Source organism: Brevibacterium sanguinis (genome assembly GCF_039528855.1).
GTDB classification, from domain to species: domain Bacteria; phylum Actinomycetota; class Actinomycetes; order Actinomycetales; family Brevibacteriaceae; genus Brevibacterium; species Brevibacterium sanguinis.
In genome coordinates, this window is record NZ_BAAAMB010000010.1 from 242992 (window position 1) to 268572 (window position 25581).

The 25581-nt window shown below is 68.7% G+C and carries 21 protein-coding genes; 10 read left to right on the forward strand and 11 right to left on the reverse strand.

The annotated features are described in order from the left end of the window. Positions 1-78: 78 nt before the first annotated feature. Both ABD154_RS13080 and ABD154_RS13085 read left to right on the forward strand, forming a co-directional pair. On the forward strand, positions 79-1272 hold the full coding sequence (locus ABD154_RS13080; protein ID WP_249120906.1) for an LLM class flavin-dependent oxidoreductase: 1194 nt from the start codon (positions 79-81) through the stop codon (positions 1270-1272). Beyond that, positions 1269-2618, forward strand: coding sequence for an alkylhydroperoxidase domain protein (locus ABD154_RS13085; protein ID WP_211978062.1), 1350 nt, complete (start codon positions 1269-1271; stop codon positions 2616-2618). The genes ABD154_RS13080 and ABD154_RS13085 overlap by 4 nt, the downstream gene beginning before the upstream one ends. A 68-nt stretch (positions 2619-2686) precedes the next feature. Here ABD154_RS13085 and ABD154_RS13090 read toward each other — a convergent pair whose 3' ends face one another. Genes ABD154_RS13090 through ABD154_RS13105 form a run of 4 tightly spaced genes read right to left on the reverse strand, consistent with a single transcriptional unit; the run spans position 2687 to position 4689 of the window. Further along, a complete protein-coding gene (locus ABD154_RS13090; RefSeq protein WP_211978063.1) occupies positions 2687-3151 on the reverse strand; it encodes a DUF779 domain-containing protein in 465 nt (154 codons plus the stop codon). A 19-nt stretch (positions 3152-3170) separates the two neighbouring features. Further along, a complete protein-coding gene (locus ABD154_RS13095) occupies positions 3171-3350 on the reverse strand; it encodes a hypothetical protein (RefSeq protein ID WP_211978064.1) in 180 nt (59 codons plus the stop codon). 15 nt (positions 3351-3365) lie between these two features. Next, positions 3366-4154, reverse strand: coding sequence for an HAD family hydrolase (locus ABD154_RS13100; protein WP_249120907.1), 789 nt, complete (start codon positions 4152-4154; stop codon positions 3366-3368). Further along, positions 4117-4689 (reverse strand): GNAT family N-acetyltransferase, encoded by a 573-nt coding sequence (locus ABD154_RS13105; RefSeq protein ID WP_211978065.1) that lies wholly within the window; start codon positions 4687-4689, stop codon positions 4117-4119. Before ABD154_RS13105 ends, ABD154_RS13100 begins: the two co-directional genes overlap by 38 nt. Before the next feature lie 585 nt (positions 4690-5274). Between ABD154_RS13105 and ABD154_RS13110 the strand changes: the two genes are divergently transcribed. Continuing rightward, positions 5275-7452 (forward strand): HNH endonuclease signature motif containing protein, encoded by a 2178-nt coding sequence (locus tag ABD154_RS13110; protein ID WP_211978066.1) that lies wholly within the window; start codon positions 5275-5277, stop codon positions 7450-7452. A gap of 221 nt (positions 7453-7673) precedes the next feature. On the opposite strand, the gene ABD154_RS13115 is transcribed toward ABD154_RS13110, so the two are convergent. After that, positions 7674-8753: a GlxA family transcriptional regulator gene (locus ABD154_RS13115; RefSeq protein ID WP_344251405.1), complete on the reverse strand. Its 1080-nt coding sequence runs from the start codon at positions 8751-8753 to the stop codon at positions 7674-7676. Positions 8754-8839: 86 nt separating this feature from the next. Between ABD154_RS13115 and ABD154_RS13120 the strand changes: the two genes are divergently transcribed. Together ABD154_RS13120 and ABD154_RS13125 are read left to right on the forward strand one after the other, a co-directional pair. Continuing rightward, positions 8840-9832, forward strand: coding sequence for an alpha/beta hydrolase (locus ABD154_RS13120; protein WP_211978068.1), 993 nt, complete (start codon positions 8840-8842; stop codon positions 9830-9832). Positions 9833-9968: 136 nt separating this feature from the next. Beyond that, the gene (locus ABD154_RS13125) at positions 9969-10202 is read left to right on the forward strand and encodes a hypothetical protein (protein WP_211978069.1); all 234 of its coding nucleotides are present in this window, start codon (positions 9969-9971) and stop codon (positions 10200-10202) included. An 18-nt stretch (positions 10203-10220) separates the two neighbouring features. Here ABD154_RS13125 and ABD154_RS13130 read toward each other — a convergent pair whose 3' ends face one another. Continuing rightward, positions 10221-11282: an AI-2E family transporter gene (locus ABD154_RS13130; protein ID WP_211978070.1), complete on the reverse strand. Its 1062-nt coding sequence runs from the start codon at positions 11280-11282 to the stop codon at positions 10221-10223. Positions 11283-11381: 99 nt separating this feature from the next. Between ABD154_RS13130 and ABD154_RS13135 the strand changes: the two genes are divergently transcribed. Next, on the forward strand, positions 11382-14042 hold the full coding sequence (locus ABD154_RS13135) for a M3 family metallopeptidase (protein ID WP_211978071.1): 2661 nt from the start codon (positions 11382-11384) through the stop codon (positions 14040-14042). Continuing rightward, positions 14023-14793 (forward strand): queuosine precursor transporter, encoded by a 771-nt coding sequence (locus ABD154_RS13140; RefSeq protein WP_249120908.1) that lies wholly within the window; start codon positions 14023-14025, stop codon positions 14791-14793. Before ABD154_RS13135 ends, ABD154_RS13140 begins: the two co-directional genes overlap by 20 nt. Here the strand turns inward: ABD154_RS13140 and tgt are convergent. After that, on the reverse strand, positions 14784-16034 hold the full coding sequence (gene tgt / locus ABD154_RS13145; protein WP_211978072.1) for a tRNA guanosine(34) transglycosylase Tgt: 1251 nt from the start codon (positions 16032-16034) through the stop codon (positions 14784-14786). The two genes, ABD154_RS13140 and tgt, sit on opposite strands and share 10 nt — an antisense overlap. Positions 16035-16055: 21 nt before the next feature. Between tgt and mmuM the strand changes: the two genes are divergently transcribed. Further along, complete coding sequence (mmuM, locus tag ABD154_RS13150; protein ID WP_211978073.1) at positions 16056-17015, forward strand: homocysteine S-methyltransferase; 960 nt, start codon at positions 16056-16058, stop codon at positions 17013-17015. On the opposite strand, the gene ABD154_RS13155 is transcribed toward mmuM, so the two are convergent. After that, the gene (locus tag ABD154_RS13155; protein ID WP_344251406.1) at positions 16993-18375 is read right to left on the reverse strand and encodes an FAD-binding oxidoreductase; all 1383 of its coding nucleotides are present in this window, start codon (positions 18373-18375) and stop codon (positions 16993-16995) included. The two genes, mmuM and ABD154_RS13155, sit on opposite strands and share 23 nt — an antisense overlap. Then, the gene (locus tag ABD154_RS13160) at positions 18375-19451 is read right to left on the reverse strand and encodes a histidinol-phosphate transaminase (protein ID WP_211978075.1); all 1077 of its coding nucleotides are present in this window, start codon (positions 19449-19451) and stop codon (positions 18375-18377) included. Before ABD154_RS13160 ends, ABD154_RS13155 begins: the two co-directional genes overlap by 1 nt. Positions 19452-19905: 454 nt before the next feature. On the opposite strand from ABD154_RS13160, the gene ABD154_RS13165 reads away from it, so the two are divergent. Together ABD154_RS13165 and mqo are read left to right on the forward strand one after the other, a co-directional pair. Further along, positions 19906-21693 (forward strand): RNA polymerase sigma factor, encoded by a 1788-nt coding sequence (locus tag ABD154_RS13165; RefSeq protein ID WP_211978076.1) that lies wholly within the window; start codon positions 19906-19908, stop codon positions 21691-21693. A 116-nt stretch (positions 21694-21809) separates the two neighbouring features. Further along, complete coding sequence (gene mqo / locus ABD154_RS13170) at positions 21810-23285, forward strand: malate dehydrogenase (quinone) (protein ID WP_211978077.1); 1476 nt, start codon at positions 21810-21812, stop codon at positions 23283-23285. 106 nt (positions 23286-23391) lie between these two features. On the opposite strand, the gene ABD154_RS13175 is transcribed toward mqo, so the two are convergent. Together ABD154_RS13175 and ABD154_RS13180 are read right to left on the reverse strand one after the other, a co-directional pair. Beyond that, positions 23392-24201: a bifunctional allantoicase/(S)-ureidoglycine aminohydrolase gene (locus ABD154_RS13175; protein WP_211978078.1), complete on the reverse strand. Its 810-nt coding sequence runs from the start codon at positions 24199-24201 to the stop codon at positions 23392-23394. Further along, positions 24198-25547, reverse strand: coding sequence for a DUF6986 family protein (locus tag ABD154_RS13180; RefSeq protein WP_211978079.1), 1350 nt, complete (start codon positions 25545-25547; stop codon positions 24198-24200). The genes ABD154_RS13175 and ABD154_RS13180 overlap by 4 nt, the downstream gene beginning before the upstream one ends. Positions 25548-25581 lie beyond the last annotated feature (34 nt).

Genomic DNA, 25581 nt, shown 5'->3' on the forward strand with positions numbered 1-25581 from the left:
ACACCGATGACTGAGAACTCTGCGACTGAGAACTCTGCGACTGGGAACTCTGCGACTGAGACCACGAACACCACACCGGTGGGCCCGACGCTCGGGTTCTTCACCCGCCTCCTCGAGGATGCTCCGGCTGACCAGCGGTATCGCTTCGCGCTCGAGCAGATCGAGCAGGCCGAGCGCTTCGGATTCGGCACGGCATGGGTCGCCCAGCACCATTTCTCCGCCGCCGAGGGCGGACTGCCCTCCCCGCTCGTCTTCCTCTCCCACGCCGCCGCGCGGACGGACCGGATCCGGTTGGGCACGGCGATCATCACCCTGCCGATGGAGAACGCGGTGCGCGTGGCCGAGGACGCCGCGGTCGTCGACGTGCTCGCCGCAGGACGGCTGGAGATCGGCCTCGGCTCGGGCGGCAATCCCCGATCGTTCCCGGCCTTCGGCACGACGTTCGATGAGCGGCGCGAGGTCTTCGCCGACAACCTCGCGACCCTGCGCACGCTGCTCCGCGGTGATGCGCTCGAGACCGGTCACCTCCTCTATCCGGGACCGGACAGCGTTGGGTCGGCGGATGGCGGGGCGGCCCCCGGTGAGGCGGGTGGGTCGGCGGCCGGGTCTGCCTCGGATGGCTCGCAGACTCGGCGCGGCCTCGGTGATCGGCTCTGGCAGGCGACGTTCTCCGCCGGTGGGGCCGGTGCTGCGGGAGCTGCCGGGGACGGCCTCATGCTCTCGCGCACGCAGCCGCGACCCGGCGACAACCTCGGGGCGAGCCTCGATGAGATCCAACTGCCCGTCATCGACACGTACCTCGAGGCGCTGCCGGCGGGTGTCGCACCGCGGATCCTCGCGTCGCGGACCGCCGTCGTCGCCGATGCCGAGGACCTGCCCCGTCTGCGCGCGCTCACCGAACCCGCACTGCGCGCCGAGGCGGACCGGCTCGTCGGGTACGACACCTCGGGCCTCGACCTCGACGAGCTGCTCACCGCGACGGACACCTACCTCGGCACGCCGGAGCAGATCATCGAGCGGCTCGCGGCCGACCGGGTGCTCGGGCGGGTGTCGGATGTCAGCTTCCAGGTCCATTCGGTGCCGGCGACGAACGCGCACACCCTGCGCTCGATCGAGCTGCTCGCCACCGAGGTGGCCCCCGCCCTCGGCCTGCGCGTCGACGGGGCGGCTCCGGCGGAGTCTGCGGGGATCGCACAGTCCGCGGGGGTCGCAGAGTCTGCGGGAGGCGCACGGTCAGCGGGAATCGCAGAATCCGCAGGGGTCGCGCCATGACCGACATCATCAACACGCTCGCGGGCATCGCCCCCGGTGACCCGCTCGATCTCGTCCGCGACCACCGCGCGCAGGCGAAGGAGAATGCGCAGCTGAGCTTCGAGGCGCTCCTCGAACCCGAGGACCCCGGCGACTTCTCCCACCGCGATCGCTACGTCGTCGCCGCGTTCACCGCGGGGTTGCTCGGATCGAGCGCGGGTGAGGAGTTCTACCGCGATCTCCTCCGCGACGAGGACGAGGCCGCCTCGTGGGCCGTGGCGGAGCTCCTCGACGAGGTCGTCGTCGACCTCGATGCCAGCGGTCCCGTGCGAGGGCCCTTCGGGTCCTACGGTTCTGCGGCCCTGGCCGCGGAGAGCGTTCCCGGGCCGGAGCTCGTCGTCGACGCGAAGTCACGGGAGACGCTCGGTCCGGTCACCTCGGCGGCGCTCGAGTTCGCTCACCTGCTCGTGCTCCATCCCCGCGATGCCGGGCCGGAGGATCTCGTGCGGCTGCTCGCGGCCGGCTGGGATGAGGACGGGATCGTCACGCTCGCGCAGCTCGTGTCGTTCCTTAACTTCCAGATCCGGCTGAGCGTCGGGCTGACCGCGCTCTCTCACGCGCCGGCGGCGGCCGAGGAGCAGGTCCCGCTGCGCCCGCTGACTCCCGCGGAGGCCCCGGATCGGTCCACCGCCTCGGCGGCTGATCGGACCTCTGCCACCGGGAAGGAGTCCCCGGACATCGCCGAGGCGCGCGCCCGGGTGAGCACGTATCCCGAGCTGAGGCGGCCCGAGGTGTTCCAGCAGGCGGGGCTCGGGTGGGTGCCGTGGATCGCGCCGGTCGCCGAGGCGGATCTCACCGAGGCTCAGCGCGCTGCCCTCATCGAGGCCGGACGGGCGAAGAATCCCTACTTCCGTCTGCTCGCGCGGGATCCGGCGGCGCTGCGGGCGCGGACGCTGACGGATCTCGACATCTTCTTCAACGTCAGCGACGGGGTCGGGCGGGCGGAGCGGGAGCTCGCGGCGACGGCGGCCTCACGGCTCAACGGGTGCCTGTTCTGCGCGTCGATCCATGCCGACCGCGCGACCGAGGAGTCGGGGCGGCGGGACCTCGTGCAGGCGCTGCTCGACGAGGGGACGGGGACGGCGTCGCGCCTCGGCGATCCGGTGTGGGATGCCATCGTCGACGCCTCGGTCGCGCTCAGCCTCACGCCGTCGGCGTTCGGGCCCGAGCGCGTCGGGGCGCTGCGCGAGGCGGGCCTCGATGATGCGGAGATCGTCGATGTGCTCGGCGGGGCGGCGTTCTTCAATTGGGCGAACCGGCTCATGCTCTCCCTCGGCGAACCCGAGCTCATCGCGCCGGGGAAGTAGGGCGCGGGAGTCCTACGCGCGGAAGCAGGGCTGCTGGGCCGGCGCGAGTCAGACGTCGGGTGTCGAGCTCACGCGATGTCCATGAGCGTCGAGCGGATGAGGAAGCGGTTGCCGGTCGGCGATTCGACGCTGAATCCGCTGCCGCGGCCGGGGACGACGTCGACGGTGAGGTGGGTGTGCTTCCAGTACTCGAACTGCTCGGCCGACATCCAGAAGTCGATGCCCGAGGTCGTCTCCCCCTTCGCGTTGGGCGCGGGCAGCGGCAGCTCGAAGTGGCCGAGGAGGACGTCGGCGTCGGAGGTGATGAAGTCGCCTTCGGGGAAGCACATCGGCGAAGATCCGTCGCAGCAGCCGCCGGACTGATGGAACATCAGCTGGCCGTGCTTGGCGACGAGATCGCCGAGGAGGTCGACGGCGGCCTGCGTCATCGCGACCCGTGACTTCGACTCCCCCTCGATCGTGGGCGCGGAGTCGAGAACCGCAACGGACGTCTGCTCGGGCGTCGTCGACGTCTGTTCGGGGGTATCGGTCATGGCACTCCTTCGTGCTGCATCATTCGTCATCCGAGCGGCGATCTTCGAAGTCGAGAACGCCACCGACGTTCTTCCAGCCTAGGGTGACCGGTCCGATCGAACAATAGGTGCTGTGCCCACCGCGCACCGTCCACGACATCGCAGAGAGTGTCGAAAGCTGGTCCACCGGCGGAACGTCGTGGATCGCTGTTCTGATCACGTCGAGCTGTGCACCTCAGCGAGGTTGAGAGAAGTCGGCGTCTGTCAGTACGCGTTCGAGGTCGTCGAGCGAATTGACGGTCAGGTCGGCGAGCGCCGCCTCGGGGCTCCGCACATGAATATGCGCCCATGGTCCGCGAAGGAGGAATGCCGTGGCCATCCCGGCTCGATGCGCAGGGATGATGTCGTTGTCGACTCGGTCACCGACGTAGAGAATCTGTGCAGGTCGCATCCGGGTCGCGTCGATGATCCGGTCGAAGTACTCGGCATCGGGCTTCTCCACGCCCCACTCCGCCGAAGACGCGATGAAGTCAGCCTCGAATCCGAGCGTCTCCAATTGACGGCAGACACCCGCAGGCTGGTTCCCGGCGATGCCGACGAGATAGCCGACATTCCGCACAGCGTTCAGGCACGGCAGCGCATCCGGGTAGAGATCGGAGGGCTCCAGGCGGTGCGTGATATCGGGGGCTCGCACTCCGAGCTCGTTCCAGAGGCGACGATGGTCGATACCGCGCTCGATCATCGACCCCAATACAGCGAACAGTGTGAGAGGTTGGACATTGGCCGACGTGGCCAGAGCAGTCCACATTCTCGTTTCGTCGACGAGCGTCTCTCCTACGTCGAAGACGACTGCTCGGATCACGTCACCGTCGTTCGACTCCACAGAGTTCCCCCATCCACGTTCCCCATCCACATAGCGAAGGATTCCCGACCGCCTCGGCGCGGTCACACCCATGAATTCCCGATCGCCAAGCAGGTTCTTGATCTCACGATCGCGATGCCCGAACGGGCTTGATGGCAGCATAGAGCAGCATGTCCTTGCGTTCGCCGCCGATGCGCTGATGACTCGCGAGAAGTCCTTCCCGACGATACCCCGCTCGCTTCGCAGTTCGCACAGACGCATGGTTCCACGGTTCGATGAAGAGAGCGATGCGGTGAAGTTCGGGCAGAGTCCACCCGAATGATGTCAGAGCGCTCAGCGCATCGGCGGCGAAACCTCGACCTCGAGCGGACGGCACGATGGCGTACCCGGCCGAACCGCGACCATCATCGAGCTCCCTCAGCCAAAGACCGCAATGGCCGACAGACTTTCCGCTGTCAACGCTGACGATGGCAAACGAGAAGCCGGTGCCCTCGGCATATCGCCGTTGTTGGCGCATCGTCCATGCCCGAGCATCGTCGTCAGCAGCATTGTGCGGTAGAGATCCCGTCAGCGGCACGTACGGGTCGGTCGACAGTTCCATGGCCATCGCGACGTCGCGCTCGTCAACGGCACGAAGTGAAACTCCTCCGAACGTCGGCGCGCGACTCGGCCACGGCGGCAACGGACTCCCCGTCATGACGGAGGCTTCTTCGCGGCAGTCGGAATCCCTGGGCCAGTCGACCGGTGTCGAGATGAGGATGTTCCGTCGGACATCCGGTACGAACAAAAGCCCCCAGCCGCAAGGCGCTCAATCAGCGCACTTCGCGGAAGACAGTGCATGTGCGCCTCCTCTTGAAGTCTGGCTGCCGACGTTCCGCGCCGTCACCGATGCTTTCCCGAAACCGCTCGCCGGGTCCCTGTCGTGTTCTCCCCGAGGGTACCGGCGTGTGAGGTGGCTGTCACTCGAACCGTCAGTCCTGATGACGCTGGCACCGGCCATGCTCACACGATCCGCGGTGCCCCTCTCGGCGCACAGAAATCTGACCCACTCCCAGGGTCGGCGAGCACGCTCGCACACCCCCAGACCGACCCACACGACCTCTGGACGCACCCCCATCACACCCAACCGAGACGATCTTCCACCGACCGAAAATCACTGAGCACCGCGAAATGAATGAATTCTTCGTTCGAACGAGTTTCGAAATATTCATTGACATCAGATGTGACGTGAACTACACTGTTGTCATCAGCCACGCTGACGTGGGAAGACAGGTGACCAGCCGTGGAAGACACAACCGAATCCGCTCTTTCCGCGGACGAACCTGGCCGCACACCGTCACGCCTCGACATCGATCCCTCATCTCCTTACGCCGAGGCCGTCGCCTTCTACACCGCCAGCGATCGGGCCCAGATCACGGCATTCGAGGTCACAGCGAAGCTCTTCCTCGCCGACGTCATTGCGCACCTCAACCTGCTCAACCCCGACCCCGATCGGCCCTATGAGCACGCGAGCTTCTCCCAGACCGTGCATCGATTCGCCAAGAACGCCGGCTGTACCGCCGACTGGGTCACTGCCGACGACGCCGAGGATGCGTCGGCAGGGATGCCCGGCACCACCTCGGCGAAGCTGCCCGGATTTCCCCGTTTCCGGCCCACGCAGACCTTCGACGGCTGGGTCCACATGCATTCCCACTCCGAAGACATCGCCGAGCTCACCTCAATCCTCGGAACCACCATCGGCAGCACGTACGCGCACGTCACGCACGCGATGACGCTCATCCACGGGCTCCCCAAGTTCCATGCCCGCTGCCTGGCCGGAGAATTCACCATCGAACACGTCATCGCCGCGACCCGTCAGTGCGAGAACGTGCACTTCTCGTTGCTGCCGGTCATCGACGAATACCTGTGCCAGCGGCGCCCGGATGTCACGATCCAGACCTTCAAGAAGTCACTGAGCATGAAGATCGGCATCCTGCAGCCGCCCGAGGACCGTACGCAAACGGCGCACGAGCGGCGACGGGTATCTCTGATGACGAACCCCGACGGCAGCGCGTGCATGATGCTCACCGGATCCTCTGCCGAGCTGCAGGCCTGCTACCTGCGCATCGAGGCATTCGCGAAGGCGATTCGGAATGGCAACACCGCGGCTTTCGCCGATCAACTGCCCGAGGGTGCCTGCCTCGACGATCTGCGCGGCATCGACGCACTGATGTTCGACATTCTCACCAGCAGCGTTCCCCAGCTGCGCGTTCAGGTGCGAGCCCGGGACACCGAAACGGGGTCGACGACGACTCGCGACATCCCGCTCGACCTCGAGAACGTGCAAACAGTCGACGACATGGCTGCCGCGATCCACACGGCGATCGGCATCGACTCAGCAGACGGCATGAATCCTGCGGCCAGCACTGTCTCTGCGGCCGACAATGAGGGGTCGTCAGGTGAATCGGAGATGAGCGGCACCGAGGGAATGGTCGACTCCGGCGATCCTGCCACCTCACTCAACGTTGGGGTAGGCGGCACCGCCGCCCACAACGAGACGACGCCGGACGATCGGAAGCTCAAGCCCTCGACCGGTATCCGGATGACGCGCCTGGACGGCATCGAGTGCGACGAGCAGGGGCGAGTTGCGTTCTCCCTCGTCCTCGTCAGCCCGACGGCCCCCTACTGGCTGGCAGGGCAGGCGCGCATGATGATCACTGTCCCGTGCATGAGCCTCATGGGCGATTGCGACCTGCCCGGCACCTTCTCCGACGGCACACCCGTCCCCGCCGAGACCGCCCGAATGATCGCAGGGAACTGCTCATCGTGGATGCGGATCCTCACCGACCCTGCCACCGGCACTCCGATCGATGCGAAAGCCACGTCGTACTACATTCCCGAAGGAGTCCGGAACACACTGGTCTCCCAATGGCAGTGGTGTTCCATGCCCGGATGCCGCAGGCGTGCCGAGTCCTCCCAGATCGACCACATCATCCCGTTCAACCACGACGATCCCGCCGCAGGCGGGCTCACGGTGTTCGGCAACCTCCACCCGATGTGCGAGCAGCATCATCAGGGCAAAACGGACGGCAGATACTCGGTCCGGATGAACCGCCACGGAGTGTTGGAGTACACGTTCGCCCACGGGACACGTGTGTCCACAGTCCCCGGGGACAGCCCTGTCAACGCGGAGAACGCCCGCCTCATCGAGACTCGTGGGGACGCAGACACCTCCGATCGTGCCGACACCGCCGACCATTCAGCCACCCCCGACCCCGAACATGAAGCTCCTGACCCCGGCCCACCCCAGGGGGACTCGACTGCCCCAGCTCCCGGGGAGGTGCGGACCTCCAGGGATTGCCCGGGGCCGGCCGCTGACAGAGGATTCCCGGGATGGACGAAGCGCACGAGTTCGATTCAAAGGAAGGACCCCGCGAAACAGGAGTGGGTCTGGGACAACGGCGAGCCTCCGCCGTTCTGAACCACTGCCATTCCGAACCACTGTCGTTCTGAATAGCCGCCGTACTGACCCGCCGCCGTTCTGGATCACCGCTGTTGTGAACATCCGCCCGAATCCGAAGCTCCTCGAGTCCCAGCCTGCTCTCGTCCGGACCGATCGACCACCTCAGTCCCGCAGCGTTGCGACGACGCAGATCATGGCCGATGCGGTTCGGCCCGAACCCGGCCGGCCCCAGCTCTCCGCTACGGCGCGTCGGTTCGGTCCTCCAGCATCCCCTTCGCACCGAAACGCTGCCGGTAACCGGTCGGAGTCAGACCGGTCTCGCGGTGGATGAGCCGACGCAGCGTCGTCGGATCGTCGTAGCCGACCGACCGCGCGATCGCCTCGAAGGTGTCACCGGTCGTCGCAAGCGCATGATTGGCCCGCTCGACCCTCAGCCTCTGAACGTACTGCGTCACGGTCATCCCCGTCGCCGTCTTGAAGCGACGCTGCAGCGTCCGCGGGTGCGTCGACGTGACCGCAGCCAGCCGACTCAGCGTCAGCGACGACGCGAGCTCCCGATCGATCGTCTCCTGCGCGACCAGAACCACCTCGTCCTGATGCGCCGTCGACGGCAGCTGGGCCATGTACGGCAGCTGCTCGGTCCGCGGCGCATCGGCGAGCATGAACCGCGACGTCCGGATCATCATGCTCGGCCCGAACAGTGCCTCGACCAACGACAGCGCGAAATCGAGCCACGCCATGATCCCCGCCGCCGTGATGACATCACCTTCGTCGATGACCATCCGACTGGCATCAAGACGCACGCGCGGAAACCGCCGCGCGAACTCATCGACGAACGCCCAATGCGTCGTCGCCCGCCGATGATCGAGGAGTCCCGTCTCCGCCAGCACGAACACCCCCGCACACAGACCGCACAGCACCGCCCCGTCCGCCCGCTGCGCCAGCGCCCAATCGCGCAGAATCCCGGACTCCCCCATCAGCTCCGGGGCCACGAGACTCGGCGGGAAGATGACATGGGTGGGAGCATGCGGCGTTCCCGAATGCGAATCGAAGGTGCACGTCACCCCGTCCCCGTTCCACTCCCAATGACTGACCCGTACGCGCCGCTCATCACCGCCGAGCAGCTCGAGCTGCTCATTCGTCACCCGGAACACATCGGTCAGCCCATACACCGCCGCCAACTGACAGTCACCGTAGCGGACAACAGCGATCTCCGGACTCCGCCTGTCGCGATCTCCCTGGTACGTGTCGTTTGTGACCATAGCGGAATGATATCCCCCTCCGTAGGCTGAATGCACAGGTCGGCTTGCAGCATCCACCCGCCGACCCCGTCGTTCACGTGGACCCGGCATCGCCGACCACGATGAACCGACGCCGTTGATGACAACGAAGGAGCATGATTCCCATGACCGAGATCCCCCAGCCCGTCACCCCGTATCTCGAGCCCGAAGCCAAGGACCTCGCCGAGGCGACCGCACCGCATCCGCGCATCTACGAAGTCCCGCCGGAGGAGGGCCGCAAGATCCTCCTCGACCTCCAGAGCGGCGAGGGCGTCGAACGCCCGGATGTCGACGAGGAATGGGTCGACGTCGACGCCGGCGAATGGGGCACCGTCAAGACCCGGATCATCCGCCCCAAGGGCGCGACCGGCGACCTCCCCGTCCTCTTCTACATCCACGGCGCCGGCTGGGTCTTCGGCGACGACAAGACCCATGACCGACTGTTCCGCGAACTCACCGTCGGCGCGAACGCCGTCGGCGTCTTCCCCGTCTACGACCGCGCCCCGGAGAAGAAGTACCCGACCCAGGTCGAGCAGAACTACGCCGTCGGCCAGTGGGTCGCCGCCAACGGCGCCGACCACGGCATGGACACCTCGCGCATCGCCGTCACCGGCGAATCCGTCGGCGGTGACATGTCCGCCGTCTTCGCCCTGATGAACAAGGATCGCGGCGGCCTCGAGCTCAAGGCCCAGGCCCTGCTCTACCCGGTGACGAACGCCGACTTCGACACCCCGTCCTACATCCAGTTCGCCGACGACTACTACCTCACCCGCGACGGCATGAAGTGGTTCTGGGACGCCTACACCACCGACGAGGCACAGCGGAAGGAGAAGTACGCCTCACCGCTGCAGGCCTCACTCGAGGATCTCAAGGGACTGCCCGAGGCCCTCGTCATCACCGACGAGGCCGACGTGCTCCGCGACGAGGGCGAGCAGTACGCGAACAAGCTGCGCGAGGCCGGCGTCCCCGTCACCTCGATGCGGGTGGCCGGCATGGTCCACGACTTCCTGCTCCTCGACAGCCTGCGCGACACGAAGGCCGCGAACCTCGCCAGGACCGTCGCCATCGACTTCCTCCACAACGCCCTCCACGAGGAGGCGAAGCCCTTCACGAGCTGACGGATCAGTCAAGAGCTGACTCGCGAGCCGTAGGCTGACAGAGCTGGCACGCGAGCCGCGAGCTGACGAGCGTCTGTCACCGACGGATGAGCACGAGGGTGGGCCACTGGCCCACCCTCGTTGCTAGGCTCGTGTCATGAGCAGCGAACTGAGCCCCGTCCTCCGGCTCATCCCCTATCTCCTGGCCATCACGGTGGCCGTGTTTGCGGGGATTCCGGCATTCGGTGCCGGCGAAGCTCTGTTCGCCGTGCTCGTCATCGTCCTGACGTACTTCGCGACCTTCTACCTCAGCCGGTTCGTCATCGAGCGTCTCGCCTCACGGGGGAACAGCCTCGGCGAGGATAACGATGACACCCCCACCAAGCCCTGACCCGACGACGACCGCCCCCTATTTCCTGTCCTGGGCGGGGATGACGACCTTGCGGATGACGATGAGGAACGACGCGGCCACGGGCACGGCGACCACCGCGCCGAGCACACCGCCGAGGGTGCCGCCGGCGATCGCGGCGATGATGACGAGCGCACCGGGCACATCGACCGCGGCCTTCATGATGCGGGGGCTGAGCAGGTACGCCTCGACCTGCATGTAGATGAGGTAGTAGATGCCCGCCGCGATGCCGAGACCGGGCGAGACCATGAGGCACGACGCCGTGATGACGATCGCTCCGGAGATCGGACCGATGAGCGGGATGAGCGAGGCGAGGAACGCGACGAACGCGAGCAGCGCCGGCAGCGGGGCCCCGATGATCGTGAGGAAGATCGCCGAGCACACGCCGTTGATGACACCCAACGACAGCTGCCCGAGGACGTAGCGTCCGATCGATCGGGTGACCTCCTCGGTGACGGAGTCGACGGTCTCCCGCGAGCTCTTCGCCACGAGCGAGAGCATCGCCGCCTTGATCGTCGGCAGGGTCACGGCGAAGTAGATCGTGAGGATGACGACGATGATGACCCCGGTGAGGAAGCTGAGGATCCCCGCTCCCACGGACACGACGCCGCCGCCGACGGACAGGACGTTGCGCGGATCGGAGACCCACGAGCTCACGCTCGCGAAGATCGCGTCGAGATCGACCGAGCCGGTGAACCGCCGCTCGAGCTCGTTGACCCACTCCGTCGTCGACAGCCGGGAGATGATCCCCGGCAGATCCCCGATGAACTGCTGGATCTGCGCGATGAGCGTCGGCGCGATGAGCAGGATGATCCCGGCGACGACGAGGATGAAGGCGAGCACCACGGCGATGACCGATAAGGTCCGCGAGAGCTTGCGCGCCACGAGCCACTGCACGATCGGATCGAGCCCGAGCGCGAGGAACAGCGCCAGCCCGATGTAGATGATCACCGTGCCCACCGACTGCAGTGCGGTGATGAGCGCGATGGCCAGACCGACGCCGAGCGTGCCGGTGAACCCGACGCGGAAGGCGCTGGTGATGGGGAGGGATGCGCTGGTCATGCGCCCCAGTCTAGCCAGGAGCCATGCGCTCAGCCGCCGCCACGCGTTAGGATCGGAGGCGAAACCTGAGAAGACCATCAAGAAAGCGAAACGTCGACGATGAGTTCCGAATCCACCGCCATCGATGTCTGGGACTCCCTCCTCGACCCACAAGGCGACTTCTCACTTCCCGACTTCACCGCGGTGACCGCGGAGTCCCTCCTCACCGCCGCCGAGGCGGCCGCCTCCTTCGCGCTGTCCGAGGTCGACACGATCGTCGCCGACGAGGCGGACCCGACGTTCGCGACGACGACCGTCCGCTTCGAGTCCGCGACCGTGCCGATGGCCCGGCTCGCCGCTCTCGTCCGCACCGTCGAATCCAACCACCTCACCGCCGACCTCACCGACGCCGTCGCCGAGGTGTGGGCACGGCTGTCGGCGACCCGGACCGCGATTCTGCTCAATGTCGACCTCTTCCACCGCATCGAGCAGGTCCCGACCACCGACCTCAACCCCGAGGACAAGCGCCAACAGGAGCTGACGATCGAGAACTTCGTCCGCGCCGGGGCCCGCCTCGGCGACGAGGAGCGCGAGCAGATGGCGACGATCGAGGCCGAACTCACCGCCCTCTCGACATCCTTTTCCCGTGCGCTCGGCACTGACACCCGCGAGCTCGCCGTCCACCTCGGCGAGGCCGTCCAGCTCACCGGCCTGAGCGAGGACCAGATCGCGGCTGCCGCCGCCCGCGCCGGCGAGCGCGAGGTCGACGGCTTCCTCCTGCCACTCAACAACTTCACCCAGCAGCTCGTCCTCGGGTCGCTCGACGACCCCGCCACCCGGGACCACGTCCTGACGAACTCGATGGCCCGCGGCTCCCGCGGCGGCGACGGGGACACCCGCACCCAGGTCGCCGACATCACCGCCCTGCGCGCCCTGCAGGCGAAGCTGCTCGGCTACCCGTCGTACTCCTCGTACGCGATCGACAACCAGACCGCCGGCGGTCCCGACGCCGCCGCGGACATCGTCTCCTCCCTCATCGCCCCCGCGAACGCCCAGCTCAGCGCGGAACTCGACACGGTCAGGCAGCGCTACGGCCTCACCGAGGTGGCCCCCGCCGACGTCATGCACTACCTCGCGAAGTACCGGGCCGACGAATTCGGGGTCGACCCCGACGAGGTCGCGCAGTACTTCGAATTCGACTCCGTGCTCACCGAGGGCGTCTTCCGCGCCGCCACCGGTCTCTACGGCATCACGTTCGCCCGGCGCGACGGGACCGTCGGCTGGCACGACGACGTCATCAGCGTCGAGGTCACCGACCTCGGCGGACGCACCCTCGGGCTCATCCTCATCGACCCCTATGCCCGTGACACGAAGCGCGGCGGCGCCTGGATGGACCAGCTCGTCCCCGCCTCCCGGTTGACCGGCCACCTGCCGGTCGTCACCCTCTCCCTCAACCTCGCCAAGCCCGGTCCCGGACGGCCGACGCTCCTCTCCCCCACCGAGCTGACGACCCTCTTCCACGAGTTCGGCCACGTCCTCCACGGTCTCTTCGCGAACTCGACGTACCCGTCGACGGCCGGCACCTCCGTGCCCCGCGACTACGTCGAGTTCCCCTCGCAGTTCAACGAGATGTGGCGCTTCCACCCGCAGGTCCTCCCCCACTACGCCAAGCACGTCGACACCGGCGAGCCGATGCCGCAGGACCTCGTCCAGGCCCTCATCGACAGCGAAGCGTTCGGGCAGGGGTTCTCGACGATCGAATACCTCGCCGCGGCGATGCTCGACCTCTCCTGGCACTCGCTCGAAGCCGGTGAGCACATCACCGACGTCCTCTCCTTCGAATCCGAGGTCCTCGCGGCCTCCGGGTTCTCCCCGCTCGTCCCGCCGCGCTACCGCACGACGTACTTCGGCCACATCTTCGCCTCCGGCTATGCCGCCGGCTACTACTCGTACCTCTACTCCGAGGTCATCGCCGCGTGGGTGAGCGAATGGTTCGAGTCCCAGGGCGGACTCAACCAGGAGGCCGGTGAGGCGTTCCGCGAGGCGATCCTCGCCCCCGGCTACTCGGTCGACCCGATGACGGCGATCGAGCAGTTCTTCGGCGTCCGCCCCGACGTCGCCCCGCTCCTGCGCCGCCGCGGACTCGCCGAACCGGTCGCCGGCGATGCAGCAAGCGCCGAGGGGGAGGCTGAGGATACTGAGGCGGATGCAGCCGGCTCTGAGGCGGACGCTGCTGACCCGGCCGCAGCCGCGAAAGTCACAAACGCGGACGCAGCCGACACCCCTGCGACCCCCGACCTGAAGCACCACGCGAACAACACCCGCATCGCCGAGATCCTCGAGACCCACGGCATCGTCCCCCGTGTCCGACTCTTCGATGAGGCCACGCCCACGGCCGCCTCGGCGGCGGAGAAGGTCGGGGTCGAGGTCGGGGCGATCGCCAACAGCCTGATCTTCTCCGCCGGGGGCGACCCGGTGCTCATCATGACCTCGGGCGCGCACCGCGTCGACACCGACCACGTCGCCCGCCTCATCGGCGTCGACGCGCTCGACCGGGCGGACAAGGACCTCGTCCGGGCCGCCACCGGCCAGGTCATCGGCGGCGTCGCCCCGGTCGGCCACCCCGCCCCGATTCCCACGTACATCGACGTCGCACTGCGCGGCTACCCGGAGCTCTGGGCCGCCGCCGGCACCCCGAACTCGATGATGCCCCTCACCTACGCCCAGCTCGTCGACCTCACCGACGGGAAGGAGATCGACGTTGTCGCAGACGAATCCTGAGCAGGATCATCTCGACCAGCCGAGCCACCGCCTCGCCGCCTTCGCCTCGTCCCGGGGTCGCTACTACGCGATCTTCCTCGCGATCTTCTGCGCGGTCCTCATCATCTCGAACATCTCGGCGACGAAGGTCATCGGCTTCGGCCCCATCGTCACCGACGGCGGGGCGTTCCTCTTCCCGATCGCCTACATCCTCGGCGACGTCATCAGCGAGGTCTACGGCTTCAGGGCCGCCCGGAAGGCCGTCATCACCGGTTTCGCTCTGCAGATCCTCGCCACCTTCGTCTTCTGGCTCGTCCTCATCTCCCCGCCGGGACCCGGCTATGAGAACCAGGACGCCTTCGCCGCCGTCCTCGGCTTCTATCCGCGCATCGTCGCAGCCTCACTCGCCGGGTACTTCGTCGGCCAGCTGCTCAACTCCTACGTCCTCGTCGCGGTGAAGAAGCGGATGGGCGAGTCGAAGCTGTGGGTCCGGCTGCTCACCTCGACCGGCGTCGGCGAGTTCGTCGACACGCTCATCTTCTGCACGATCGCCTTCGCCGGGGTCATCCCCGGCTGGGACTTCGTCAACTACGTCGTCGTCGGCTTCGTCTACAAGGTCGCCGTCGAGGTCATCCTCCTGCCGGTGACCTACCGGGTGATCACGGTCGTCAAGCGCCACGAACCGAGCTACGGGTCACCCGACCCCGCGCAGCCGGGCCCCGGGCAGCAGAGCCACGAGCAGCCGGGCCCCGCGTCACCGGGTCACGCGTAGTACCGGCCGAGCACCTCGGCCTCGAGCTCGGCGAAGCGGCCGTCCTCGATCGCCTGCCGGATCTCGGCGACGAGGCTGACGACGAAGTGCTCGTTGTGGATCGTGCACAGCGTCGAGAAGAGCATCTCCTTGGCCTTGTAGAGATGCCGAAGATACGCGCGGGAGTAGTTCTCGCACGTGTAGCACGTGCACTCGGGATCGAGCGGCCCGAAGTCCCGGCGGTACTTCGCCCCTGTGAGGTTGTAGCGTCCGTCGCGGGTGTAGATCGCGGCGTTGCGCGCCACCCGTGACGGCGAGACGCAGTCGAAGGTGTCCGCACCGGTGCGGATCGCTTCGAAGAGGTCATCGGGCTCCGAGATGCCGAGCAGGTGCCGCGGCTTGTCCTCCGGCAGCTCCTCGCACACCCAGCGGATGATCGTGCCGAGGTTCTCCTTCTCCAGGGCCCCGCCGATGCCGAACCCGTCGAAGTCCATCGCACCGAGGTCACGTGCGGCCTTGCGCCGCAGATCCTCGTACTGCGCCCCCTGGAGCACCCCGAAGAGCGCCTGATACGGCCGGTGGGTCCGCTCGGCGGTGAGCCTCCGGTGCTCCTCGATGCAGCGGATCGCCCACAGCCGGGTCCGCTCGAGCGAGGTCTCCTGGTAGCCGCGGGTGTTGACGAGCGTCGTCAGCTCGTCGAAGGCGAACATGATGTCGGCGCCGAGCTCATGCTGGACGCGCATCGAGACCTCCGGGGTGAAGCGGTGCATCGTCCCGTCGAGGTGCGACTTGAACGTCACCCCGTCGTCGTCGACGTTCGACAGCCGCTCCTTGCCCACGGCGATCGCATCGTCGTTCTGCTCGCCGGTGACCTCCATCGAGATGACCTTCTTGAACCCCGCACCGAGGCTCATCACCTGGAATCCGCCGGAATCCGTGAACGTCGGGCCGGGCCAGTTCATGAACCGGCCGAGACCGCCGGCTTCGTCGACGATGTCCGAACCCGGCTGGAGGTAGAGATGGTAGGCATTGGCGAGGACGGCCTGCCCGCCGAGGGCCGCGACGTCCTCGGGCTTGACGGCCTTGACCGTGGCCTTCGTGCCGACCGGGATGAACGCGGGGGTGCGGATCTGCCCGTGCGGGGTCGTGATGACGCCGGTGCGTCCGCCCGTCTCGAGCCGTGTGCCGACCTCGAAGCCGAACTGCGAACGGTCGTTGATGGGCGCTGTCTCAGATGCTGCGGGCGATTCGATTTCGGTCACCCGCCAAGTTTAACTGGGTGAATGGCTCCGACCGTCAGCGCCGTCCTCGACGCCTCCTCCCGCCCCACCGTCCTCGACGGCGGGCTCGGCACCGCGCTCGAGGCGCGCGGGCTCGACCTCGACCACGACCTGTGGTCGGCGGCGCTGGTGCGTGACCGACCGGAGATCCTCGCCGAGGTGCACGCCGCCTTCGCCGCCGCCGGTGCCCGGGTGCTGACGACCGCGAGCTATCAGATCAGCCCGCTCGGTCTTGCCCGCGCCGGTCTCTCACCGGCCGCGGGGCGGGCGCTCATCACCGACAGCGTCGCTGTGGCCAGGGAGGCAGCGGCGAGGGAGGCAGCGGCCAGGGAGGCAGCGGCGAAGGAGGCCGGGGCCGGTGCCGCACTCATCGCCGGCTCGGTCGGACCGTACGGCGCCGCCCTCGGCGACGGCTCGGAGTACACCGGCGCCTACCGGCTCACCGCCGCGGAGTTCGCCGCCTTCCACCGTCCCCGCATCGCAGCTCTCGTCGACTCCGGGGTCGACCTCCTCGCGCTCGAGACGCAGCCGTGCCTGCCGGAGATCCGGGTCCTCGCCGAGCTCGTCGACGCCCACGCCGTGCCGGCCTGGCTCACGGTCACCCTCTCCGATGACGGGACCCACCTGCCCGACGGCACCCCGCTGTCGACCGTCGCCGAGGCGGTCGCGGGCACCCCGCTGATCCGGGGCCTCGGCGTCAACTGCGTCCGCCCGTCCCTCGTCGCCCCCGCGCTTAAGGCGCTCGGCCGGGCCACCGACCTGCCGCTCGTCGCCTACCCGAACTCGGGTGAGACCTACGACGCCGCAACGATGACGTGGAGGACCGGCACCGCGACTCCGGCCGCGTGGCCCGTTCAGACGTGGACCGACCTCGGCGCCCGCCTCATCGGCGGCTGCTGCCGGACGACCCCGGACGACATCGCCGTCCTTGCCCGTCGGCTCAGAGCATCTTCCCCCGATTGAGGATGCCCTGCGGGTCGAGCGCGTCCTTGATCGCCCGGTGCATCCGCGCCGCCCCCGCATCGAGCTCCTGGCCCAGCCACTCGCGTTTGAGGTAGCCGACCCCGTGCTCGCCGGTGATCGTCCCACCGAGGTCGAGGCCGAGCTCCATGATCTCGGCGAACGCCGCCTGCGCCTGCGCGACCATCGCCTCGTCCCGGGCGTCGAAGACGACGCTGGGATGCATGTTCCCGTCCCCGGCATGACCGGCCGTGGCGACCTCGACGTCGTACTTCTCGTCGATGAGCCGCAGCCGCCGGAAGAACTCGCCGAGGCGGGACCGGGGCACGCAGACGTCGTCGATGAGCTCCCCGCCGCCGATCCCGGTCGCGTACTGCTCCATCGCCGGCGCCACGGCCCGCCGGGCGGCGACGAGGAGGTCGCTGTCGGCGGGATCGTCGGAGACGACGACCTCGGTGGCCCCGTGCGCGGTCGCGATCTCCGCGAACCGGGCGAGCTCGGCCCGGCCGTCGTCGCCGGGGGCATCGGATTGGACGAGGAGGAGCGCACCGGCATCGGCGGGCAGACCGAAGTCGCCGTAGGCGTTGATCATCGCCATCGTCGCCCCGTCGAGGAACTCGAGCATCGACGGTGCGGCCCCGGCCGCCATGAACGCCGAGACCGTGGCCCCGGCCGCCTCGGTGTCGGGGAAGATCCCGACCCCCGTCACCGGTGCGGGCAGAGCCGGGGTGAGTCCGAGGGTGATCTCGACGATGACGCCGAGGCTGCCCTCGGATCCGGTGAAGAGCGCGGCGAGGTCGAGGCCGGCGACCCCCTTCGCCGTCTCCCGGCCGAGCCGGGTGAGCGTGCCGTCGGCGAGGACGACGGTGAGCGCGCGCACGTAGTCCTTCGTCACCCCGTACTTGACGCAGCACATGCCCCCGGCGTTCGTCGCGACGTTGCCGCCGATCGTCGAGATCGCCACCGACCCGGGATCCGGCGGGTAGGCTAGCCCTTCGGCGGCGAGCGCCTGCTTGAGGTCAGCGTTGATGACCCCGGGCTGGACGCGGCAGAGCTGGTTGACAGAATCGATCTCGAGGATCTCCGTCAGCCCCGCCACATTGAGCAGGAGCGCCCCGTCGACGGCGTTGGCACCGCCGGACAGTCCCGTCCGCGCGCCCTGGGTGACGACCGGGATGCGGTGCGCGGTGGCGAAGCGCATGACCGCGACGACGTCGTCGACGGTGCGGGCGCGGACGAGGGCGAGCGCCTCCCCCGCCGGACAGAAGAGGGCCCGGTCGAAGCGGTAGCCGTCGACGACATCACGGTCGGTGACGAGTGCCCCGGGGCTCAGCTGCGCGGCGAGGTCGGCGAGCTCGGCCATCAGCGGGCAGCGAAGTCCGCGGCGACGGCGCGCACCCGGTCGAGCGCCTCGTCGGCGCCGATGCTCACGCGCACCCCGCCGGCCAGCCGGCGGATCGCCACGGCCTGAGCACCGCATGCCTCTTCGAAGGCCTCGGCGTCCTCATCGCTGAGCGCGATCCACACGTAGTTGCCCTGCGCGTCGGGGACGTCGAACCCGAGGGCGCGCAGGTCGGCGGCGAACTGGTCACGTGTGGCCGCGACCTCCTTGGCCCGGACGAGGACCTCATCGGTGCGGGCCAGCGACTCCGCGGCCGCGGCCTGGGCGGCGGCGGTGACGCTGAACGGGGCGACGACCTGGCGCAGCGCGGTCGCGATCTCCGGGTCGGCGACCCCATAGCCGACGCGCAGGCCCGCGAGCCCGTGCGCCTTCGAGAACGTGCGGGCGAGGACGAGGTTGGGGTACTCGCGGAAGGCCGCGAGCCCGTCGACCGCCTCGGCGTCGGTGGCGAACTCCCAGTACGCCTCGTCGAGGGCGACGATGACGTCAGCGGGAACCTCGGCCATGAAGCCCTCGAGCTCCGCGGTGCGCACGGACGGACCGGTGGGGTTGTTCGGCGAGCAGAGGAGGACGAGGCGGGTCGTCTCGTCGATCTCCGCGAGCATCCCGGCGAAGTCGTGCCGACCGTCGGGCAGGAGCGGCACCGCCCGCTTCTCCGCCCCGCGGGCGGCGGCGAGGATCGGGTACATCTCGAACGACGGCCACGGGTAGACGACGGAGGTGCCGGCCTCGAGGGTGATGTTCGTCAGGGCCGAGAGGATCTCCGAGGCCCCGGCCCCGGTGACGACCTCGGAGGGGTCGACGTCGAGGTGGGCGGCGAGATCGGCGACGAGACCCGTCGACTTCGGATCGGGGTAGGCCGCCGGAGTCTGCGTGGCCGCGACGACGGCCTCATGGACGCCCGGCAGCGGTGCGAGGTGATTCTCGTTCGACGACAGCTTGTACGGGGTCAGTCCCGGGGCGTCCGCCGGGGGCTTGCCCGGCTTGTACGGCGGGAACTGGGACAGCGCATCACGAAGGAGGAATCGTTTCGACATGGTCTTATCGTGACACACACAACAGACGCGCGGCACGGCGGGGACGAAGATGGCCCTGCAGTCACGTGATTCTGCAGGGCCACCGGGGATGAGTCGCGGACTCGAGGGGCATCCGGACTCGGTGGATGGTCGCCGCCGGATGCGAAGCGACCGTGGGTGGCGGCCCCTTCTGCTGAAGTAGACCCGCGGGAGGCGACGTTCGTTCGCGAGATCGGGTGAATTCTTCGTCACAGTCACGTCCCTTGCGACGATCCCTGCCCTCCTGCCGGCGATCCCTGCCCTCCTGCCGACGATCCCTGGCCTCCTGCCGGCGATCGGGTTCAGGCGATTGTGGGATGGCAGTGGGGAAACTAGAATATTCAATCAGCGCTTCCCCGCTATCCGCGCCCGCCGCCGACGCTGCGTCCTCCCCGTGAGCAGCGACGCCCTGATCCCCACCCGAGGCAGAGAACCGATGTCCGATCCCAGGATCCCCGACCCTGCTTCCGACGACCCGGAATCATCGGCGCGCGCGGCCGAACACGACGCCGAACACGACTCAGAATCCTCCGCATCCGTCACGTGCGACCCCGACACCGCGGAGCGCGAGGCCGCCGACGCGGAGCTCTGCGCCGTCATCGTCGACCGCGGCCCCGATTCCGACGCCGGCCGTCGCGCGTTTGCGCAGCTCTACGCCCGCCACCGCCTGCCGGCCCTCCACTTCGCTCTGCGGCTGACGGGCGACTACACCCGCGCCGAGGATGCCGTGGCCGAGGCGTTCGCGAAGATCTGGCGCGCGTGGGGCAACGGCGCCGGCCCGCAGGAGTCCTTCAAGTCCTACCTCATGACCGCGGTGCGGTCGGAGTCGTTCCGGCTCACCGCGATGACGGGGGCGACGACGACCGTCGAACCCGATGTCCTCGCGTTCCTCGCCGGCGGCACGAGCCGGGACCATGCGAGCGAGGTCTCCGAACGCGACCAGCTGGGCCGCGCCTTCCGGACTCTGCCGGCGACGTGGCAGACGGCAATCACAATGATCGACATCGACGGCACCCCTACCGCTGCCGCCGCGGAGGCACTGGGACTGTCGGTCAACTCGTTCCATTCGCTCCTCCACCGTGCCCGGGAGGGTCTGCGGACGGCGTACCTGCAGGAGCACGTCGAACCGGCGAAGCCGTCGTGTGCGGAGTACTCCTCGGAGCTCGCGCGCTACGTCCGCAATCAGCTCGGCATCAAACGCGGCAAGTCGGTCGAGACGCACCTGCGCCACTGCCGCTACTGTCGCCGCCAGTCCGTGCTGCTGACGAAGATCAACACGAAGCTCGGCGCGTGGCTGACCCCCTCCGTCCTCGCCGCCGCCCTCATCGAGTCCGAGCAGTTCCCCGCCGTCCCGGAGATCATTGCTGGGGGCGCCGGCGGCACTGAGACACCCGGCGGCACTGAGTCTCCGGCCGCCGAGGCACCTGACGTGGAGGCGCCTGTCGCAGAGAACTCCGAGGCCGTGTTCTTCAGTCCCGATTCCGGCAGCGGGTCGGCCGGGTCGCATTCGGGGTTCGCTCTCGGCCTCAAGATCGCCGCGGGCATCCTCATCGCGACAGTGGCGATCGCCGCCGGCGTCTGGGCGCTCAACCCGAACCGGGGCACTCCGGAGGCCGAAGGGCCGACGTCGTCTCCGGTGCAGCCGGAGACCGGCCTGACCGACGACGACCTCGGTGACGATGTGCGTTCACCGGCGGCACCGCCGGAGGCCGGGTCTCCCGACGCGGAAAACCCCGCAGGGCCCGAGGACGAGGGACCCCGGAACGAGGCGCCGGTTCCTGCGCAGCCGCGTATCCCGGCACCCCCGGCCCCGGGAGATCCCGGCGGGCCGAACGCCGAACCGCCGGCACCGCGCGACCCCGGCAACCCCGGTCCCGACAATCCCGGGCCCGGCGACCCGGGACCCGGCGATCCCGGCCCCGGCGACCCAGGCCCCGGGGAGCCTGCGCCTCCCCCGGCTCCGCCGACCGATCCCCCGCAGCCGCCCTCGCCGACCCAGCCGCCGACTCAGCCTCCGCCCTCACCGTCAGATCCGCCGACCACGGAGCCGCCGACGAGCCCACCGCCGACCTCGCCGCCCCCGACCTCGCCGCCACCGACGTCTCCTCCCCCAACGTCTCCGCCGCCAACGTCTCCGCCGCCGACGACGCCCACGCCGACGCCGACGCCGACGGACCCGGGCGGCCGCTGCCACGACCTCGGATGGGGATGGCACTGCCACTGAGAGTGATCCTCGTCTCCTGACACCGGTGCGCGCGTCCCCCGACTTCGGGTTGAACCTGTGCTCGGAGTAGTCTGAAGGTCGATACTTCACGCCTCTGACGAAGATTGCGAGTGGAAATGCCCTCAACGCAGGAAAAGGTCGACGTTGTCCTCATCGGCAGCGGCATCATGAGCGCCACCCTCGGCGCGATGCTGACCGAACTCCAGCCCGAATGGGACATCCGGGTCTACGAGAAGCTCGACTATGTCGCGAAGGAGAGCTCCGACCCGTGGAACAACGCCGGCACCGGCCACGCCGCTCTCTGCGAACTCAACTACACCCCCGAGGACGCGAACGGCCACATCGACCTGACGAAGGCCGCGCAGATCAACGAGCAGTTCCACCACTCACGCCAGTACTGGTCGCACCTCGTCGACAACGGCGTCCTGCCCGAACCGAAGAACTTCATCAACCAGGTCCCGCACATCAGCTACGGACGCGGTGAGAAGGGACGGGACTACATCAAGAACCGTCGTGAGCAGATGGTGCGCAACCCGCTGTTCGCCGAGATGGAGTTCACCGACGACCCGGCCACGCAGGCCGAATGGCTGCCGCTGATGTTCGACGGCCGCGGCCCCGGGCAGGTCAACGGCATCTCCCGCACCCAGATCGGCACCGACGTCGACTTCGGATCGCTCTCCCGCCAGCTGCTGCGCTACATGGCCGACAAGGGCGCGACGATCCGCACGAGCCACCAGGTCACCGACCTCGACCGCTCCTCCGACGGCTGGACCGTCACCGTGCGCGACCTCCTCTCGCGGGAGACCCACAGGATCGGGGCGAAGTTCGTCTTCATCGGCGCCGGCGGCGGCGCCCTCCCGCTGCTCCAGAAGTCCGGCATCCCCGAGGGTCGCGGCTACGGCGGCTTCCCCGTCTCCGGCATCTTCCTCCGCACCGCCAACCCCGACCTCGTCGCCCGCCACCAGGCGAAGGTCTACGGCCAGGCGTCCTTCGGCGCCCCGGCGATGTCGGTGCCCCACCTCGACACCCGCGTCGTCGACGGCGATGAGTACCTGCTCTTCGGCCCCTACGCCGGGTTCTCCCCGAAGTTCCTCAAGCAGGGCCGCTTCACCGACCTGCCGTTCTCCGTGCGCGGCAACAACCTCGGCACGATGCTCGGCGTCGCGAAGGACAACACCGACCTCGTCACCTACCTCCTCTCGGAGCTCGCGTCCTCGAAGAAGGCCCGCTTCGAGTCGATGAACGAGTTCATCCCCTCCATCGACCCCTCGGACTGGGAGTTCATCCAGGCCGGTCAGCGCGTCCAGGTGATGAAGAACGTCCCGGGCAAGGGCGGCGTCCTCGGCTTCGGCACGGAGCTCGTGTCCTCGGCCGACGGCTCGATCGCCGCCCTCCTCGGCGCCTCTCCCGGAGCGTCGACGGCCGTGGCGATCATGCTCGGTCTGCTCAAGACGTGCTTCCCGCGTCAGTACGACGGCTGGGAGCCGGCGCTCAAGGACATGGTGCCCTCGCTCGGCCGTGACCTCGCCGACGACGAGACCCTGCTCACCGAGCTCTCCGAGTACACCGCCCGCACCCTGCAGCTCATCTGAGGCCCTGCGCCTCATCGGAGACTCTGCAGCTCCTCTGCGCAGCTCCTCTGCCGCCCTGCCGCTCGTCCGAGCCGCAGGGCGGCAGTCGTCTGTGAGTCCGAGAGCCCTACAGCTCGACCTGCCGGTTGACGTCCTTGTAGAGCAGGTAGCGGAAGGGTCCGGGACCACCGGCGTAGCAGGCCTGGGGGCAGAACGCGCGCATCGAGATGAAGTCGCCCTCCTGGACCTCGACCCAGTCGCCGTTGAGGCGGTAGACGGCCTTGCCCTCGAGGACGTAGAGCCCGTGCTCCATCTCGTGCGTCTCCGCGAACGGGATGACCGCGCCGGGTTCGAACGTCACGATGTTGACGTGCATGTCGTAGGCGAGGTTCGCCGGATCGAGCGGCCGCGTCGTCCGCCACCGGTTGTCGGTGCCCGGCATCGCCGCGGGCTCGACGTCGGCCTCGTTGCCGAAGGCCGCCTCCGGGGTCAGCCCCGCAACCGGCTGGTAGCGCTTGCGCACCCAGTGGAAGCGGGCCGCCTCGGTGCCGGTCGAGCGCGCACTCCACGCCGAGGCGGCCGGCAGGTACGCGAACCCGCCGGGGGTGAGCACGTGCTCGGTGCCCTCGTGGGTGACGGTGAGCTCGCCGGCCATGAGGAAGAGGAAGCCCTCAACCTCGGGCTGCGGCTCCGGGGCCTCCGACCCGCCGCCGGGAGCGACCTCGAGGATCGTCTGCGAGAACGTCACCGCACCCCCGGCCACCGGCTTCGAGAGCACCCATGAGCGCGTGTCCGTCCACTCCGGCAGCGCCGAGGTGACGATGTCGCGCAGGACGCCGCGCGGGATGACGGTGTAGGCCTCGGTGACGATCGCCCGGTCGGTGAGCAGATCGGTCTGCGGCGGGTGTCCCCCGGTCGGGGCCCAGTAGGTGGTCATGCGTGCGTCTCCTTCGTCGTCGTGGACAGCGGCTCACCGGTCAGCGTTCCCGTCCGGGCCAGCAGCTCGAGGTCGCCGGCCGACAGATCGGTGCGCTCGGCGATGTCGTCGGGGGTGTGGGCGCCGCAGGTGAGGCCGCGGCTGAGGTAGCGGGCGAGCGCCTTCGCCGTCGCGGGTTCGTCGAGGACCGCCGAATCCGTCGCGTGGACGTAGTTGCGCAGGCGGGCGGCGGCGAGTTCGAGGCCCTCCCGGTAGAACCGGAAGGTCGCGAGGAACCGGGTCGGCAGCTGGTGCGGGTGCATGTCCCAGCCCTGGTAGATGCCGCGGCGCAGGTGGCGGCGGACGAGGCGGGCGTGGAGGCTCCACGCCTGGTGCATCGCCTCGGGGTCGCCGACCGGGAGGATGTTCGTCGACCCGTCGGAGAGGTGGACCCCGGTCCCGGCGACGGCGAGGAGCATCTGGTTCTTCGCGAAGTCCGCGACCGGGTGCTCCATCGACTGGTAGGCTGCGGCGATGCCGAGCGACGCCGAGTAGTCGTACGTCCCGTAGTGGAGGGAGGTGATCCGGCCCTGCCCGGCGTCGAGCGTCCGGGTCAGCGGCACCGTGCCGTCGGCGCCGAGGACGATCTGCGGGGTCTCGACCTGGACCTCGAAGGTGATCGATCCGGCGGGCAGGCCGTGCTCCTCCTCGAGGCTGCGCACCGCGAGCACCATGGCGCTGACCTGGTCGACGGTGCTCACCTTCGGCAGGGTGAGCACGAGCCCGGTCGGCAGTGCTCCCCCGTTCGCGGCGAGCACCTCGGTGACGAAGAGGTCGAGCGTGCGCAGTCCGCGCGCCCGGGTCGCTGCCTCGAGCGATTTGAACCGGATGCCGACGAAGGCCGGCGCCCCGGCCTCGGCGCGACCGGCCACCGCGGTGCGCGCGGCGGCGATGACGGCCGCGTCCTCGGCGGCGTCGCCCTGGCTGCCGAAGCCGTCCTCGAAGTCGATGCGCAGATCCTCGATCGGCTCGGTCGCAAGCTTCGTCGTCACCGCCTCGGCGAGCTGCTCGGCCTCCCGGGCGACCTGGTGGAGGCTCGGCGGGACGGCCCCGAAGCTCTCCCCCATCTCCTTGCGGGAGGCGACGATGACGCGTTCGGCCAATTGGACCATGCCGCCGCCGGCCTCGACGGCCGCCAGCGCCTGCTCACTCCACTCCCGCGGCAGCGTCGGGGTGACCTGGTGACCTGGGACGTAGACCGTGTGGATGGGCTGGCGGACGTCCCGATCGCCCGGATAACGCGTGCTCAGCACCTCGTCGGTGTCCGTGAGGAGAGCATCGATGTCATCGAGCGTGGATTGCTTCACTGTTCCTCTTTCCCTGTCTGTCGGTGCGAGCCCG